Here is a 15,238-nt window from a genome sequence, read left to right as displayed (position 1 = left end):
TTAACCTCCTGAAAGAGCCTGCAAGACATAGACTTTGCTATTTGAATCTAAAGGGTCGCGCAAGCCACTGCGCTGCAGAACACGGTTGCCATCTATAAAAACCACCACATGAAAACGCAGATCACCCTGTTCATCCAGGATGTAGCCGCGCAAAGTAGGGTTGACCTGAAATGCAGCCTCCAACGCATCACGCAGATTATCAGCTACAGTTTCCACCTCAGGAACTTCAATAAAGCGACTGAGTTGCTGGGTGAAAATCAGCCTGGCCATGATTATGCCCAATCCTTGTATGGATGCTTGAGCAAATTCGCATTTGCATAGCGCCTGTCGTGACTGACTTCTTCACCCAGCCATGCCGGGCGGTCAAATTGCTGCTGTTCAAATTCCAGTTCGACCTCGGCAACGATAAGGCCAAGATTATCACCAATGAATTCATCCACTTCCCAGACCAGACCTGCAAGAGTAATGCGATAACGTGTTTTTTCTATGAGGGGTTGCTGGCAGACTGTGTCCAGCAACATTTGCGCATCGGCCAGTGGGATGGGATATTCCCATTCGCCACAGCTAATGCCAGTCGATATACCCTTGATGGTCAGCATCGCACGCTCAGCTTCTATGCGTACCCGTACGATGCGACCTGGGTCAGAACAAATATAAGCCTGGCGCAGAAATGTGCCCTGCCCCTGTTGCTTGAAATCCTGATTTACAACAAGGAATTTGCGTTCAATTTCTACGCCCATCACTACTCCGATCACTAAATACCGGAATTATGCACTCAATGTCGCCAAAATCGGTTGCAACATTGCTTCACCAAGTTTGATACTGCGCGAACCATCCCAGCCCACTTCAGCATCTGGCAAATTGGCATTATCCTTGAATGGCAATTCCAGCGTCAGTGATACGCACTTGAAAGTATGACCAATATACTTGGATGCCAGCTTCAGCACATCTTCATTGTATTTCGATGCTTCATAGCCGTATTTGGTCTGGAAGTCAGGACTTGCCAGGCAAAAGCTGTCAACGAAATGCTGCTGCTCTTGCATCTGCTTTTCGCTAAAACCAGCCAGCATTTCGCTACCGGCCACGAAAATGTAAGGCAAGGCTTCATCACCATGGATATCCAGGAACAGGTCGCAACCAGTTTCATGGATCTTGTTCTTGACGTAATACACTTCCGGGCTGGTTTCCAGTGACGGTGTCATCCATTCACGGTTCAGGTTGGCACCTGCGGCATTGGTACGCAGATTGCCGCGTACAGAACCATCCGGGTTCATGTTAGGCACAATATACACAACCGCTTTATCGAGGATGCTGCGTGCGATTGGATTGGATGGATCCAGCAAGGCATTCAAAGTACCTTCCACCAGCCATTCAGCCATGGTCTCACCTGGATGCTGGCGAGCAATGATCCAGACTTTCTTTTCAGCCGCGGGGTCACCGACAACGATCAGGTTCAGGTCACGGCCATCAATGGTATTACCAAGGTCTTCAACACGGGCAACAGAAGAATTCTCTACCCCGCCAAGCAAGGCCAGGTGACGCTCCCAGGTGTAAGGCTCAAAATAGGCGTAATACACGCTGTCGCGCTCAGGCGTATGACGTATGGTCATGACCTTGCCATCAAACTCGGTATCGACGCGGAACCAGTTGGCCCTGTCATAACTGGCTACTGCGCGATAGCCTTCCCAGCCCTTGGCATAAGTAGCATCACCCGCATTGAGGATACGCATGACAGTCTCTTGACCGCGCGCACCCTGCAAGCGAAAGTGAAACCATTGCCAGATGTCGGCATGTGTATCCTTGCGCAAATTTAAATCGATGGCCCCCGCCTGTTCCGCCTTGACGACTTCGATCGCTCCCGCGTCGAAGTTCTGACTGATTTTAATTGTCATGTTGTAATTATTCAGAAATGTTTTTAAGCACCGTAGTAATACGGCGACCTAGGTTGAGTATTTTCACAGTTTTTTCTCAATTATGAAAATATTTCAGTCAAATAATGAATAAAATCGGACAAATATTTTCACCAAGGCAAGCATTTAAGAAGTTTCTGGCCAAACATAGCAAAATTCGCCACGATATACTATAATCTTTCGCTCAGTGTCGGGGCGTAGCGCAGCCTGGTAGCGTACGTGCATGGGGTGCACGGGGTCGGAGGTTCGAATCCTCTCGCCCCGACCAATGAATACAAAAAGGCTTGCAGATATCTTATCTGCAAGCCTTTTTTATATGTGTATTTGATGCAAATAAGCCGTGTTACCCGCAATCGTATTGCAGCAACAGCCCACCTCAATCCAGTTTTTGAACACGCACATTGCGCAGCTCATATGCTGTTCCCTCAAGCTGAAAACCGATTTGACCAGAATCTGGGCTCGCCTTGCTGATCTTGTTTTGGACGATGCCGTTGATGCTGACTTCAACCATGCCATCTTTGGCAAGAATATCGCAACTATTCCATTCTCCAACCGGTTTTTCACTATCTGCCATTTTTGCCTTGATGAGTGGATATGCGCCTTCGGCTGTAGTCAGCGGCTCAGCAAAACTTGCACCCGCCATAGGGAGCAAATCACCAACATTTTTGTGCTTGGTCTGAATTTGCAAACTGAGTGGCCAAACCTTGTCTTTGGGGCCGGAGCTAATATGTATCAGCACGCCACTATTGCCAGGCACTGCAACCCAGCGCCATTCTGCATGAAGAATAAAATTCTTATAGATTTGTTTAGTAGCGATATAACCAGAGGGTTTGCCAGCAGAGGCAATTACACCATCGGGCTTGATACTGAACACTTCACCTATAGCGCTTGAGGGTGCGCTGACAATTTCCCACCCCTGAAAATCACGTCCATTAAACAGATCGCCTGCGATGGCTGCCTGGCTTGCAATGGCAAATATACTTACAAAGGCAGCCCCAACTGCGCGTCGAAACGGGTTAATGCGATAACAAAATCGGGACATGGCACTTGGCTTTCAAGGTAAAAAATGAGTTCTAATAATATCCATTAATTGCGTCAGCATATTGGTTTTTAACATGCTCATTTGTTAAACCTGGCACATAACATACTGATACAAACCAAGTCAGGTGACATTAACTTTTTTGCGGCATAGTGTTGGCAATTTTTCATATCAGCATTTAAATAAATTTAAATCATGACTTCAGGCAGTAAAACGACAAAAAAACTGGTCCTTGCTGTATTGATCGCCGAAGCGCTCTCTAGTGGGCAATTTGCAGTTGCCCAGGCCGTGGTCAAACCTGCTGTGGCAGCCCAGCCCTCCACTACTCCTGCAGCAAAAACAGGCAATCCGACAACGCCAGCTAAAACAGAAAACAAACCAGAAGACGCTGATAATAAATCGACGACGCTCAATAAAACTGAAAGCAAGCCAACTGACAATGCCGACATTCCCTCCGTCACGGTACAGGCAGAGCGTCCCAGCAATCGCATAGACCGGCAGGTTTATGATGTTAAATCAGATGTCGCCAGCACAAATGGCACAGCGGCTGATGCACTCAACAATATTCCTTCCGTATCGGTTGACCCAGACGGTACCGTCAGCCTGCGTGGCAGCACCAAAGTGCAGATTCTGATCGACGGCAAACCGTCCGCCATGATGCAGGGCGATAACCGTGGTGCATCATTGAATGCCATGCCTTCGCATGACATAGAGTCCATCGAAGTGATCAATAATCCTGGTGCACAGTTTGGCAATGAAGGTGGCGGTGGGCCTATTCTCAACCTGGTCATGCGGCGCAATCGCCAGCCCGGTGGATACGGCGTGGTTAATGCCAATGCTGGCTCAGCGGGCCGCTTTAATACGGCAGTATCGGGCAGTTATCATGAAGGCCCGTTTGGGATACAAGGCGGAGTTAATTTTCGCCATGATGGCAGGAATTCTGTTGGCGAAGCAGTACGTGACGGTATCAACCCTATCACCACTAATAATCAACACAGCACGCAATCATCTAATTCTGCAGGCTTGAATGATTCCGCTGGTATTAATGGGACGGTAACTTACAATCTTGACACCAAAGATACCTTGGGTGCGAACTTCTCTTACGCCAGACGGAGTAATGATCAAAAATCGACAGATCATTACTTTACCCTTGAGCAGGGTAATCCATATAGTGATTATCTACGGTCCACGCAGCGCACAGGCGAAAGCACCAACTATAGCTGGGGTGGACGTTATGATCACAAGGGCGAGATCAATGGTGAACTCATGCGCCTGGATCTACGCGTTTCAGCATCGGATAATGCTAGCGAAAATAATTATTCAAATGTATATGCGGTGAACAAGGCTGGTGCAAACGATATTCATAGCAGGCAAAATAATGCCAACAATATCAAGATCGTTGACTTTACAGGAGACTATGAACGTCCTGACGATCAGGGGCTTTTGAAGATGGGCTACAAGATAGCCAACAACAAAAGCGAATTTGACACCAATTATTTTAATGTTGACCCTATCAACTCAATCGCGACAATCAACCCATCACGCACCAATCGTTACTCGCTTGATGAAGCTAATCTTGCCTTGTATGGTTCTTATCAATTACGCCTGAATGAGAAATGGGGAATACTCGCAGGATTAAGAACTGAATATACCCATATCGATATCCAGCAACTGACCGCGCAGATAGGTGCCACCAATCATTACATCAATTATATTCCCAGCTTCTTTGTCAGTTACAAAGCCAGCGACGACACTACTATAAGATTCAGCTATGCGCACCGGATACGGCGTGCTAATGCCAATGAGTTAAATCCCTTTGTCGTGTACCGCGATGAATTGAATGTATCAAGTGGCAATCCCAAGCTAAAACCAACGCAGACAGACTCCTTTGAACTGGCGTATGAAACCCGGGCGATGGGGCTGGACATGAATATCAGGGGATACTACCGCAAGGAAAATGATAGCATACTGTACCGCCGTACTTTTATCACCGATACAGTATTACTGACAACATTGGACAATGGCGGGGGCAATCATTCCAGCGGTGTTGAATTTACGCTTAGCGGTAAGATAACACCAAAGTTTTCCATCAATACCAGTGGCAATCTTTTATTCACTGAACAAACCGTGGTGACGACCTCCGGCCAGGAAATTCAACGCTCTGCGTCATCACTCAGTTTGCGCGGACGCTTCAATTATCAGCTTAGTGATCAGGATCATTTGCAACTTAGCCTGAATACACAAGGGAGAACCTTGTCTGGAGAAGGGTATCGCCAACCCAATTCCACTGCCAATTTCAGTCTGCGCCACAATATCACTCAAAACCTGAACCTGGTACTTAACGTAACTGACATATTCAACTCAAATAAAACAGAAACAATCATCGATACTGAGCCCCTCAAGGAACGCAATACACGGCGTTACGACGGCCGCCTGATTTACATCGGACTGTCGTACAAGTTTGGCGGCGCTGGTGGACAGGGCAATAATCGCCCCGAAATGCGTCGCCCACCGGGATAGTTGAATGTGTGCGGCAGATCAAGTCCGGTCTGGTAAAATCCGTGCACGCTCAAACTGCGATTGTTAATCCTGCCATGATGGCACGCTTGAATGGCAATCCAGTGCTGATTGATGCGCGTCATGGAGTCAGCTTGATTTCCAACTGATTTTGCCACCATTGCCTGCGGGATTTCCTATGCTCATTCGCAACATATTCATGAAGTCCATTAGCAAAGCAATGCAGATTGCATTTCTTGTAGGGATGGCCTCCATGGCCGCAATAGCCTCAGCCCAAGCCACCAAAGTAGATGACACAACGCTTGCTCCCGCAAATAAGCAACTGAGCGTATTGCCGACATTTTTTATTGTTGGCGATTCCACCGCTCACAGTGATGCGCCCATGCGTGGATGGGCGGATGAAATTGCCCCCTATTTTGATCTCAAAAAAATTAATGTTGTCAATCGTGCGATCAGTGGTCAAAGCAGCCGCACTTACATCCAGGAAAGCCATTGGGAAAAATTGCTCAATGAGATGAAGACAGGTGATTTTTTACTTGTACAGTTTGGGCACAATGACATTAGCCCTGTCGATGCCAGAGGCAATTTTCGCGGCAGTTTGCCCAGTGCAGGTGACGATACGGAGATCATCAACAGAACAGACACCAGCGTAGAAATTGTGCATAGCTATGGCTGGTATTTAAAGAAATACATACGGGATGCGAAGGCAAAAGGTATTTTTATTATCCTCGCCACGCCAGTGCCACACAAAGACTGGACCAATGATTTTGCCTTGCACCGCATACTGGCCAGCACAGTGGCGAAAGAAACCCAGGTTGCCTTGATTGATGTGACTGTCATTACAGGTAAGACTTATGATGCTTTGGGTAAGGAAAAAATTAATACCTTATTTAGCGACCAACGTACACATACCAATATTACCGGCGCCAGGATCAATGCCGAATCCGTTGTTGCTGGCATCAAGGGCTTAACAACGACTGACCTGAGCAGTTATTTGTCACTCAAGGCTGGCCTCATATCGCCACAGTTACCACAGCCAGAGTAAGCCTTACGCGGACTTCCGAAGTAAGGAAAAAAGCAAATTTGTTGTATCAGGCAATCACATCTGCGTGGAAAATAAATACTGGCATTCAAAATCGCAAGGAAAATAAATTCTTGCAGCAGATGTTTGAATCAAACTCCTATTCTTGCGATTATTTTGCGCTAAGATAATCTCCTTTCAAAGACTTTAGTCAGAATATCCCGCAACATAGGCATTTTTTCTGGCTCTTATCTCTTTCAACGAACATCGCAGTAACATCGATCAGAGGAGTTATTCCATGAAGATTTTTGTGCAAAAAAAACGCAGTGTAACTTTGTTGCAAGCCACACTTATTACCTGCGGCTTGCTGACTATTCCGATGGCTGCGACATCACAAACCAAACCTGCTGCCAGTGTGCAAGGCAAAACCGCTCCGGCAAAAGCTGGCACGCAAGTGGTCAAGCCGCCGATTGCTTTTGCTTACATCGATCTGGCCACCAATGCCAGTGATATGCCAGGTGGCATGATGGGCGGGGCGATGCAGGGTGCACAATCTGGTGGCTTCTTTGGTGCCCTGGGTGGCATGGCTCGCGGTGGCACTGGTAACAATGACAGAGGTAATGTTTTCGGAAATACGCATTCCATGGGGTTTGCCAGTGGTAAGTTCATGGATGTATCCGTATTCACAAACAAGAATACCTCGCTGATAGATGCCAACCAGATGATACCCGCTGGCATGAACCTCGGTGATAGTCTGAAGCTGGTAGCGCCGGCTCCAGAAAAACCAGTGCAATACACCCCTTCGGAAGAAACACCATCCGAGCCCAGTTATGAAAAACCCAAAGGCAAAATTTCGATTTATTGGGGCTGCGGCGAAACAATAAGACCGGGGCAGCCGCGTACTCTCGATGCTGCTAAAGCATCGCCAGAAGATTATGCAAAATTCTTTACCATGCGCGGCAAAGTCACCAAGGGCGCGCGTTCGCAGCCTGGCAATCCGGCATGGCCAAACAAGAATGATGACAGGAAAGTACCAGACACTGCTTCACTGGTTGGCCAGCATCAGTTTGTCGGCAACGGCATCCCTGAAAGCTTCAAACTCAATCTGGCGTCAAACAATGATTTGATGGCGTCAATTGAACTTGTACAAACCAAGAAGGCGGGCGGGGTTGGGCTGGAGTGGAAATCAGTGCCAAATGCGCGTGGTTATTTCATTAGCGTTATGGGTGGTCAGTCGGGTGGTGGCGACAATCCAGAAGTCGTCGTCTGGACATCCAGTGAGTTGCCGGACTTTGGCTTTGGCCTGGTCGATTACCAAACCAATGCAGACGTCGATAAATGGCTCAATGAAAAAGTCATCCTGCCCTCCGGCACGACCAAATGCGATGTTCCAAAAGGTATTTTTGGTGAACAGGGAGCGGGCATGCTGCGCATGATTGCCTATGGCTCAGATGCTTATTTTGCATACCCTCCCCGTTCCAGCGATCCAAAAATTGCCTGGGAACCGGATTGGCAAACCAAGCTGCGTATGAAATCGACTTATAGCTCCATACTAGGTGGCATGGGGGACATGGGCGGACGCAGATCCAACAATGCATCGCAAGCAGAGCAACAGCAAAGGCCTGAACAGAAAGAAGAACCCAAGGTCAAGGCAACAGATGTCTTGAAAGGTTTGCTGGGTTTCTGATTTAAGCTTGCAGCTTAGAGCGGCGGCTGAGCCATGTTGATCAATGCGTTGATGAATGCATTGATCAACACCTTGTCCGATGAACTAATTAATGTTCTGCCATGATATCAATGGAAAACATCATCCATTCATATCATTCAAAGTTCTTCCTTCAATAACCTTTTACTCTGTCTACCGTCACAGGCAACTCCCCCTTGGATCTATAAAGCCGGATATTATTGGCCACAATCAAAGAAGCTGTTTCCCTGTCTGTAGGTGCCGAGCAATGCGGCAATACCGTTACAGACGGATGCTGCCAGTGCCATGCAATGGCGGGCAAAGGTTCTGTTTCAAATACGTCGAGAACTGCATGACCGATATGCCCGCTATCTAAAGCAGTATGCAAATCATGATCATTGATGATGGCCGCTCGGGCAAAGTTGATCAGCGATGCGCCTTGCGGCAAGGCTTGCAGGGTTTGGACATTGATCAGTCCTTTGGTATCTGGTGTCAGTGGTAACAGACAAACCAGGATATCGGTTTTTGCCAGCATGACTGGCAATTCATCTATACCGGCAAAGCATTCGACACCGGCAAATTCTTTGCGATTGCGGCTCCAGCCGATGACATTGAAACCTGCACGCAGCAGGCTACTCGCCGCCGCCTCACCCAATGCACCGAGGCCCAGCAGACCTATAGTTTTTTGCTGAGGGCGCAAATATTCGCGTGGCTGCCACAGCTGCTGCTTTTGTTGCCTCGCGTAAGCTGGCATGTCTCTGTGCAGGTAGAGTGTCCATGCCAATACTGCTTCAGCCATGGTGGCGGCCAGTTGTGGGTCTATCAAACGGACAATTTTCAGCTCCGTGTCCGCCAAATCTGAAATCAGTCTTTCCACTCCTGCCCAGACACTATGCACCCATTGCAATTGCGGTAATTGCTTCAACTGGGCAGGATCAGGATTGGCAACGATGGCGACTCTACAAGTGACTTTGTCCTCATCGCTCATGCTGTCAAAGGCGACAATCTGCTCGTCTGGTAGATTCTTTTGCAGCGCATCTACCCAAGCCTGAGTATGGGAGTAAGCAGGCGCAGCCAGGAATGGAATGTTAGTTGAACTCATTTGTCGTAAATACTTTCCATGTTATTGAAACCTTTGATTTCTATAGGATTGCCTGAAGGATCAAGAAAGAACATAGTTGCTTGTTCACCCGGTTGCCCAGCAAAACGAATCGATGGTTCCAACACAAAGTCGAGATCATGACCACGCAGGCGATCGGCCAATATCGTCCAGTCCGTCATCGCGAGTATCACACCCAGGTGTGGCATGGGCACCAGATGATCCCCTACCCTGCCTGTATTAGTCGTAGCGAACGGCTGACCCAGATGCAAAGAAATTTGATGACCAAAAAAATCAAAATCTACCCAGGTGGCCGTACTCCGCCCCTCTTTACAGCCCAATATGCCTGCATAAAATTGCCGTGCCTGATCAAGATCATGCACATGATAGGCAAGATGAAATAAAGCTTTCATGGATATGGCTCCGTGTTGAATTATCACTGTTCGTATGGCAACTTACAATATTGGAATGCTAGCGCCATTTCTTCGTAAGAGATAGCATATTATTTTCAATCCATTCGAAAGAATTTTTTATGGATAGCCGCTATCTACAAAGCCTGATTGCCACCATAGAACATGGGTCTATCGCTGAAGCCGCAAGAGTTGAGAACCTGACCGCAGCGGCGATCAGCCAGAGAATTCAGGCTCTGGAGAGGGAGTTGGGCTTTTCCTTATTGTCGAGACAGACGCATGCAGCAAAGCCAACCCAAGCTTGCCTGCATCTGCTGCCACGGGCACGCAATATCGTGCGCGAGATTGGCCTGTTGGCTGGTGATGCCGACCTTAATGGCCTGACAGGCACAATAAAGATCGGCGCCATCTCCACCGCGATGACAGGTATGCTGCCAGCGGTATTACGGCACTTGACCAGACATGCGCCAAAACTGAAGCCAGGCATCGTACCTGGCACATCCCGCTCCTTATATCAGTCTGTACAGGATGAAGAGATAGATGCAGCGATACTCGTTGCGCCCCCATTTGATCTGCCAAAAAGCCTGATAGTGCACCACATAAAAGCAGAGGGCCTGGTCTTAATCTCCAGGCAAGCCCCGCAAAACGATGTCTTGTCCACGCTACAATCAAAGCCCTATTTGCGTTATGACCCGACAGCATGGGGTGGCCGTTATGCTGAGAAATTTCTTAAAGACCAGGGCCTGCCACTGGAAGCCATGTGCGACATGGATGCATTGGAAACTATCGCCATGCTGGTCGCAGATGATGTAGGCGTCAGTTTGGTACCGCATTGGTCAGGCTTGGAAAAATTGGCAAGACATTGCGTATTAACACCCATTTCCAGCCGTGCCTATGCACGCGAACTTGTTTTACTTAGCAAGATGCAACATCCACGGCCTGCAATGTTGGAGCTGTTGGTGCGCTCATTGAAAATCAAGTCTTAATCTGACCGCATCTGAGTAAGCGCATCAGCCAGTTGATTTTTGTGCCTGGGTACCCAGGACACACGCAACTGCTCAAATGCAGAGGCCAGTTCCTGTGCTTGCTGACGATACTGCTTCATGCGTAACAAGCTACTCACCTTGATATGGTTAAAGTCATCAATGACCACCTGGCTATCGCCATGCACAAGCAAATTCACTATCCTGAGTTGTCTCGCTTGCTGTAATAACAGTATCAAACCACTATATTCTGCGTCACAGCTGTCGCCGTACTCCATATGAGCTATGTATTCAAAATTTTGCCCGTCGGGCGCTTTGAGTATGCAGGCAATCCGACATTTCCCCGGGTTAGGCACAGCCGAGCCGTCGAACCAGGCCAGCCAGGTATTTGCTGGCAGCAAAGCTAAATCGAGATTTTTTTTACCCTTTTGCTGTGCAGCTTTCTTGACCAATCTTTGAGCAGCGTCCGCCACCTTTATGGCTTCCCGCTGTTGTGCCAGTTCTGAGATATCCTGCAAACCTGAATTCTGTGCTGCCGTTTCCAGCAGCTTAAAAAGCGCTTCCACAGCTTGCAGTTTCTCTTGCTTTGCCAACTGGCGACTAAGCGCATGCTCTTTGCGTGTAGCAATACTCACTAATTGTTGATATGTAAAATTGAAATCCATAAAACTTTGTGATTAGGTTTAGCAGATGTCCTGATATGACTGACTCTGGTCGCCATCTATGCTGGCGTATCCCATTCAAACTGATATTCTGTTTGATATTCACCCACAACAGAAAGGAAATGTATCATGCTTGAACTCAGGCCGAATTGTGAGCGCTGCGACTGTGATTTACTACCGAATTCTGACAAGGCCCGCATTTGTACTTTTGAATGCACCTTTTGCGTTGACTGCGTAGAGGATGCTTTACAAGGTGTATGCCCGAATTGTGGTGGGAATTTCGTCCCGAGGCCAATCAGGCCACAAAATAAGCTGCTAAACAACCCTGCATCAACCAAACGTGTACATGCAAAAACAAATTAAGCGTTAATCAACCCATGTCCAAATCTGTCCTTAGCACACGTCACATCCTGATCGCTGCCATAGTCATTCTGTTGTGGGGAATGAATTTTGTGGTGATCAAAATAGGATTGAAAGGCATACCCCCCTTCTTGATGGGCGCTTTGCGCTTTATGCTGGTGGCGTTTCCGGCTATCTTGTTTTTGCCACGTCCCAAAGTGTCTTTCAAACTGTTATTGGCGTATGCCATGTTCATCAGCCTTGGCCAATTTGCCTTTTTGTTTTCAGCAATGGCAGTCGGTATGCCAGCGGGTTTGGCATCACTGATTTTGCAAGCACAGGCTTTCTTTACTGTGGGCTTATCTGCTATGGTCTTTGGCGACAAGTTAAGACCCAGCAATTTGCTAGGCATGCTGGTGGCCGCCGCAGGTCTCATATTGCTGGGCAGCGCAAGCATTGCCAGTTCGGCCAGCCAGGTGACGCTTGCTGGCTTTGCACTCACCTTATGCGCTGCATTTTCATGGGCCAGCGGTAATGTCATCAATAAAAAAATAGGTGTGACAAATGTACTGAGCCTGGTGTCATGGAGTGCTCTTGTGCCCATCTTGCCTTTTATTTTTCTCTCTTATCTGTTTGAAGGTGGCGATGTCATATTGCACAGTTTACGCAATATGAATTTGTCATCAGGTCTGACCATCGTTTACCTGGCCGTTGCGGCGACCCTCGTCGGCTATACCTTATGGGGGAAATTATTGTCAAGTTTGCCTACCCACCTGGTCGCACCGCTGACGCTAATGGTACCGGTAGTGGGCTTGACAGCAGCATGGCTGATACTTGATGAGGCGCTGAGCAAAACCCAGTTATTGGGAGCTATTATAGTAATGGCTGGTCTGCTCATTAATGTATTCGGCGCAAAACTGGTTCATAACTTGCGCAATATGTTTGCCTGATTCACCATGCCCCGCATTCAGCCAGTTTATTTCCTGTTATTGCAAGACACTCTACTACTGGATATTGCCGGGCCAGCAGATGCACTTCTGTTTGCCAATCGTTACCAGGATGAAGTACGTTTTGAGATTCACTTTATCAGCTCACAGCAAAGCGTGAATTGTTCTGTCGGCCTGCAACTAGGCCCGCTGCTACCTTTGCCGGAACAATTGACTCCAGATGCCATCCTTATCTTGCCAGGCCTGATTGGCGGCAATGAAGTCTATGCTTTACCTGATGCGCAAATTGCCATCAGATGGTTGTCAGAAAAAGTGCATGCAAGCCACAGAGTGGTATGCATTTGTTCTGGCGCACTGATGGCAGCGCATGCCGGTTTACTGAGCGGGCGCCGGGCAACTACGCATCATAATCATTGGCATGAATTGGCTGAGATAGACAGCTCAATCAAAATAGAAGAAAACCGTATCTTCGTTGAAGATGGCCGCATCAGTACCAGTGCCGGCGTTACGGCAGGTATAGATCTCGCCTTGCATCTGGTCAGCGAACTTACCAGCCCTTTTGCCGCAAGTGCGGTTGCACGCAATCTGGTGGTGTACATGCGTCGTTCTGGCAATGACCCACAATTATCGCCCTGGCTCAAATACCGTAATCATCTGCATCCCATTGTTCACAAAGTACAGGATGCCATGGTCAGGAACCCTATTCACCCGTGGAATCTGACTGAACTTGCAAACCTTGCCTGTCGCAGCACGCGGCATGTTACACGCTTGTTTATGCTCCATGCAGAAGTGTCCATACAAACTTATCTGACTTCACTGCGTTTATCGCTGGCAGAGAAATTCCTGGCCAATACTGACTGGTCAATAGAACGTATCGCCGAAGCATCAGGCTTTGGTTCAGCAAGGCAATTCCGACGTATTTGGAATGCCCATTTCTCGGCTCCGCCATCTGGCAGGCAATTCAGGTAATTTACCCTATACACTTAAACTGAAAAAACAAACAAGCCCGGCACTTTACTGTGACGGACTTGTTTGTTTTGTAGATTTTCCTACTTCAATCCCGCCAAGAATTGCTTCAGGCGGGGTTGATACTACGTACACCGTATTAAGCGATGAAGTCGCCAGCAACGATGGAACCTGCGCCAATGATTTTAACGATAAAGTCAGTTGCATCAACAGTACCTACAGTGCCACCGATGTTTTGGAAAGCATAAGTACCAGCTGCTGTACCTGCGGCTACAGTGATCACGTAAGCCTGAGTATTCGCTGCCAGAGCCGCGCCAGCTGCAGTTGCTGCTGTAGCGATTGCTGCTGCCAGAGTAGATACATCAGCAGTAGCGATAGACAACAGGTTCAATGTTGTTGCTGCTGTGCCAGTTTTGAACACGTCAGCGCCAGAGATCTTAAAGCCTGCCACCGTGTCAATAGAAGAGATCACAGAACCAGCCGTAATCGTGTCAGCTCCAGTTGCGACTGAAGACAGGTTGATCGTATCAACACCGCTACCACCAGTGATGGTAATAGGTGTGACATTGGCTCCAATCACATTAATTGTCTGACCACCAGAACCCAGAACCACTACATCTCCTGTTGCACCTTTGGAGTAATTCAGAGTTACACCAGCACCGTTTTCATTAGTGAAGGTCCAGCCAGTTGCAGCAGAGCCAGTTACGTTCACTGTTTCAACGCCAGTTACCAGAGCAGAGATATTCAAGTTAGCACCGATAGCACCGATGTTCAGTGTATCTGTACCCAAGCCGCCGTCCAGCGTTGTTGCGCCGGCGATTTGTGTAGCTGTGTAGTTGAATGTATCGTTACCTGAACCACCAACAACGCTCACTGTGTTAGTACCAGCAGTGAATGTGTTAGTACCAGCAGCCAGAGTGAAGCGTTCGATCGCTGCGTTAGCAACGATAGTGCCGGCTGTAGTGAACGCGATAGTTTCTGTGTTGCCTGCAGTTACAGTGCCTGTAAAGGAATTGTATTGCGCTGCAGTCATGGTGTACACGCCTGTTGCTGCCAATGTCAGGTTTTCGAAGCCTGTGATGTTCGCACCAGCGATGTTGTCACCAGCACCCAGAACCAGAGTATCAGCAACGCCAGCACCTGCACTGAATGTACCGGAGTAAGTCTTAGCTGCTTCCAGTGTCAGTGTGTTGTTACCCAGACCCAGATTGACGTTACCAGCCAGCAGTGTGGAACCAGTGTTAGTGAAGTCTACGGAATCGTTACCTGTGCCGCCATTGATGGTAGTGATACCGGAAGTAGCATTAGCAAAAGTAACTGCGTTAGTAGCATTAGCCAAGTTCAATGTTTTGATATTGGAAATGATACCGCCTGTAGAACCATTATTCACGGCAAAGGCAAATGCATCACCCAGAGTGATCGCATCAGTGTCACCCAGATTACCGTTGACTGTTGTGCCATTCAACGTTGCTGTCAAGCCTGTGAAGTTATCGTTCACGCCTGCAACGCTGTTGAATGTACCGCCAGCTACCAGTGCTGTTGGAGACAAAGCAGAACCGCCACCGTTGATTGGGGATGTACCAACAACACCTGTTGTTACTGTTGCGCCGCCAGACACTGTTACAGCATTGCTGACTGTAGTGTTGTTGACGTTACCACCA

General features: G+C 48.1%; 15 protein-coding genes and 1 tRNA gene. 8 read left to right on the top strand and 8 right to left on the bottom strand.

Going from position 1 to position 15,238, the window contains the following annotated elements:
- The 3 genes from ACO0LG_RS09360 to ACO0LG_RS09350 are packed head-to-tail and all read right to left on the bottom strand — an operon-like array spanning position 1 to position 1,892.
- Positions 1-270: a MoaD/ThiS family protein gene (locus ACO0LG_RS09360; RefSeq protein ID WP_423025613.1), complete on the bottom strand. Its 270-nt coding sequence runs from the start codon at positions 268-270 to the stop codon at positions 1-3.
- A 2-nt stretch (positions 271-272) separates the two neighbouring features.
- Positions 273-740, bottom strand: coding sequence for a CYTH domain-containing protein (locus tag ACO0LG_RS09355; protein WP_423025611.1), 468 nt, complete (start codon positions 738-740; stop codon positions 273-275).
- Positions 741-767: 27 nt separating this feature from the next.
- Positions 768-1,892 carry a M14 family metallopeptidase gene (locus ACO0LG_RS09350; RefSeq protein ID WP_423025609.1) on the bottom strand — a complete coding sequence of 375 codons (1,125 nt, stop codon included), beginning with the start codon at positions 1,890-1,892 and terminating at the stop codon, positions 768-770.
- 209 nt (positions 1,893-2,101) lie between these two features.
- On the opposite strand from ACO0LG_RS09350, the gene ACO0LG_RS09345 reads away from it, so the two are divergent.
- Positions 2,102-2,178: transfer RNA gene (locus ACO0LG_RS09345), tRNA-Pro, on the top strand.
- A gap of 108 nt (positions 2,179-2,286) precedes the next feature.
- Here ACO0LG_RS09345 and ACO0LG_RS09340 read toward each other — a convergent pair.
- Positions 2,287-2,952: a 3-keto-disaccharide hydrolase gene (locus ACO0LG_RS09340; RefSeq protein WP_423025607.1), complete on the bottom strand. Its 666-nt coding sequence runs from the start codon at positions 2,950-2,952 to the stop codon at positions 2,287-2,289.
- 192 nt (positions 2,953-3,144) lie between these two features.
- Here ACO0LG_RS09340 and ACO0LG_RS09335 point away from each other — a divergent pair, with 192 nt between their 5' ends.
- The 3 genes from ACO0LG_RS09335 (at position 3,145) to ACO0LG_RS09325 (ending at position 8,174) form a co-directional block, all read left to right on the top strand.
- On the top strand, positions 3,145-5,469 hold the full coding sequence (locus ACO0LG_RS09335; RefSeq protein WP_423025605.1) for a TonB-dependent receptor domain-containing protein: 2,325 nt from the start codon (positions 3,145-3,147) through the stop codon (positions 5,467-5,469).
- A 250-nt stretch (positions 5,470-5,719) separates the two neighbouring features.
- A complete protein-coding gene (locus tag ACO0LG_RS09330; protein WP_423025603.1) occupies positions 5,720-6,511 on the top strand; it encodes a GDSL-type esterase/lipase family protein in 792 nt (263 codons plus the stop codon).
- Positions 6,512-6,785: 274 nt separating this feature from the next.
- Positions 6,786-8,174: a hypothetical protein gene (locus ACO0LG_RS09325; protein WP_423025601.1), complete on the top strand. Its 1,389-nt coding sequence runs from the start codon at positions 6,786-6,788 to the stop codon at positions 8,172-8,174.
- Positions 8,175-8,325: 151 nt separating this feature from the next.
- On the opposite strand, the gene ACO0LG_RS09320 is transcribed toward ACO0LG_RS09325, so the two are convergent.
- Together ACO0LG_RS09320 and ACO0LG_RS09315 are read right to left on the bottom strand one after the other, a co-directional pair.
- A complete protein-coding gene (locus tag ACO0LG_RS09320) occupies positions 8,326-9,273 on the bottom strand; it encodes a 2-hydroxyacid dehydrogenase (RefSeq protein ID WP_423025599.1) in 948 nt (315 codons plus the stop codon).
- Positions 9,270-9,683, bottom strand: coding sequence for a VOC family protein (locus ACO0LG_RS09315; protein WP_423025597.1), 414 nt, complete (start codon positions 9,681-9,683; stop codon positions 9,270-9,272). The genes ACO0LG_RS09320 and ACO0LG_RS09315 overlap by 4 nt, the downstream gene beginning before the upstream one ends.
- Positions 9,684-9,802: 119 nt before the next feature.
- On the opposite strand from ACO0LG_RS09315, the gene ACO0LG_RS09310 reads away from it, so the two are divergent.
- Positions 9,803-10,666 carry a LysR family transcriptional regulator gene (locus ACO0LG_RS09310; RefSeq protein WP_423025595.1) on the top strand — a complete coding sequence of 288 codons (864 nt, stop codon included), beginning with the start codon at positions 9,803-9,805 and terminating at the stop codon, positions 10,664-10,666.
- Here ACO0LG_RS09310 and ACO0LG_RS09305 read toward each other — a convergent pair.
- Positions 10,663-11,298: a ribonuclease HI family protein gene (locus tag ACO0LG_RS09305; RefSeq protein WP_423025593.1), complete on the bottom strand. Its 636-nt coding sequence runs from the start codon at positions 11,296-11,298 to the stop codon at positions 10,663-10,665. The two genes, ACO0LG_RS09310 and ACO0LG_RS09305, sit on opposite strands and share 4 nt — an antisense overlap.
- 156 nt (positions 11,299-11,454) lie before the next feature.
- Here ACO0LG_RS09305 and ACO0LG_RS09300 point away from each other — a divergent pair, with 156 nt between their 5' ends.
- The 3 genes from ACO0LG_RS09300 to ACO0LG_RS09290 are packed head-to-tail and all read left to right on the top strand — an operon-like array spanning position 11,455 to position 13,580.
- Positions 11,455-11,688 carry a DUF1272 domain-containing protein gene (locus ACO0LG_RS09300; RefSeq protein ID WP_423025591.1) on the top strand — a complete coding sequence of 78 codons (234 nt, stop codon included), beginning with the start codon at positions 11,455-11,457 and terminating at the stop codon, positions 11,686-11,688.
- Positions 11,689-11,702: 14 nt separating this feature from the next.
- Entirely contained in the window at positions 11,703-12,614 is a 912-nt protein-coding gene (locus ACO0LG_RS09295) for an EamA family transporter (RefSeq protein WP_423025589.1), read from the top strand.
- Positions 12,615-12,620: 6 nt separating this feature from the next.
- On the top strand, positions 12,621-13,580 hold the full coding sequence (locus ACO0LG_RS09290) for a GlxA family transcriptional regulator (RefSeq protein WP_423025587.1): 960 nt from the start codon (positions 12,621-12,623) through the stop codon (positions 13,578-13,580).
- Positions 13,581-13,716: 136 nt separating this feature from the next.
- Here ACO0LG_RS09290 and ACO0LG_RS09285 read toward each other — a convergent pair.
- Positions 13,717-15,238, bottom strand: a 1,522-nt coding sequence (locus tag ACO0LG_RS09285; RefSeq protein ID WP_423025585.1) for a beta strand repeat-containing protein, incomplete at its 5' end; no start/stop codon positions are given.

It is taken from the genome of Undibacterium sp. Ji42W, assembly GCF_049340405.1.
In the GTDB taxonomy this organism is placed as follows: domain Bacteria; phylum Pseudomonadota; class Gammaproteobacteria; order Burkholderiales; family Burkholderiaceae_D; genus Undibacterium.
The sequence above is the reverse complement of the archived record's forward strand: the minus strand, read 5'-3'. Positions and strand labels throughout refer to the sequence as shown.

Bases quoted from the DNA above. Each gene is read 5' to 3' on its own strand.
- ACO0LG_RS09295 (WP_423025589.1), top strand. From the start codon at position 11,703: ATGTCCAAATCTGTCCTTAGCACACGTCACATCCTGATCGCTGCCATA.
- ACO0LG_RS09360 (WP_423025613.1), bottom strand. From the start codon at position 270: ATGGCCAGGCTGATTTTCACCCAGCAACTCAGTCGCTTTATTGAAGTT.
- ACO0LG_RS09350 (WP_423025609.1), bottom strand. From the start codon at position 1,892: ATGACAATTAAAATCAGTCAGAACTTCGACGCGGGAGCGATCGAAGTC.
- ACO0LG_RS09355 (WP_423025611.1), bottom strand. From the start codon at position 740: ATGGGCGTAGAAATTGAACGCAAATTCCTTGTTGTAAATCAGGATTTC.
- ACO0LG_RS09320 (WP_423025599.1), bottom strand. From the start codon at position 9,273: ATGAGTTCAACTAACATTCCATTCCTGGCTGCGCCTGCTTACTCCCAT.
- ACO0LG_RS09325 (WP_423025601.1), top strand. From the start codon at position 6,786: ATGAAGATTTTTGTGCAAAAAAAACGCAGTGTAACTTTGTTGCAAGCC.
- ACO0LG_RS09310 (WP_423025595.1), top strand. From the start codon at position 9,803: ATGGATAGCCGCTATCTACAAAGCCTGATTGCCACCATAGAACATGGG.
- ACO0LG_RS09330 (WP_423025603.1), top strand. From the start codon at position 5,720: ATGGCCGCAATAGCCTCAGCCCAAGCCACCAAAGTAGATGACACAACG.
- ACO0LG_RS09335 (WP_423025605.1), top strand. From the start codon at position 3,145: ATGACTTCAGGCAGTAAAACGACAAAAAAACTGGTCCTTGCTGTATTG.
- ACO0LG_RS09300 (WP_423025591.1), top strand. From the start codon at position 11,455: ATGCTTGAACTCAGGCCGAATTGTGAGCGCTGCGACTGTGATTTACTA.
- ACO0LG_RS09340 (WP_423025607.1), bottom strand. From the start codon at position 2,952: ATGTCCCGATTTTGTTATCGCATTAACCCGTTTCGACGCGCAGTTGGG.
- ACO0LG_RS09290 (WP_423025587.1), top strand. From the start codon at position 12,621: ATGCCCCGCATTCAGCCAGTTTATTTCCTGTTATTGCAAGACACTCTA.
- ACO0LG_RS09315 (WP_423025597.1), bottom strand. From the start codon at position 9,683: ATGAAAGCTTTATTTCATCTTGCCTATCATGTGCATGATCTTGATCAG.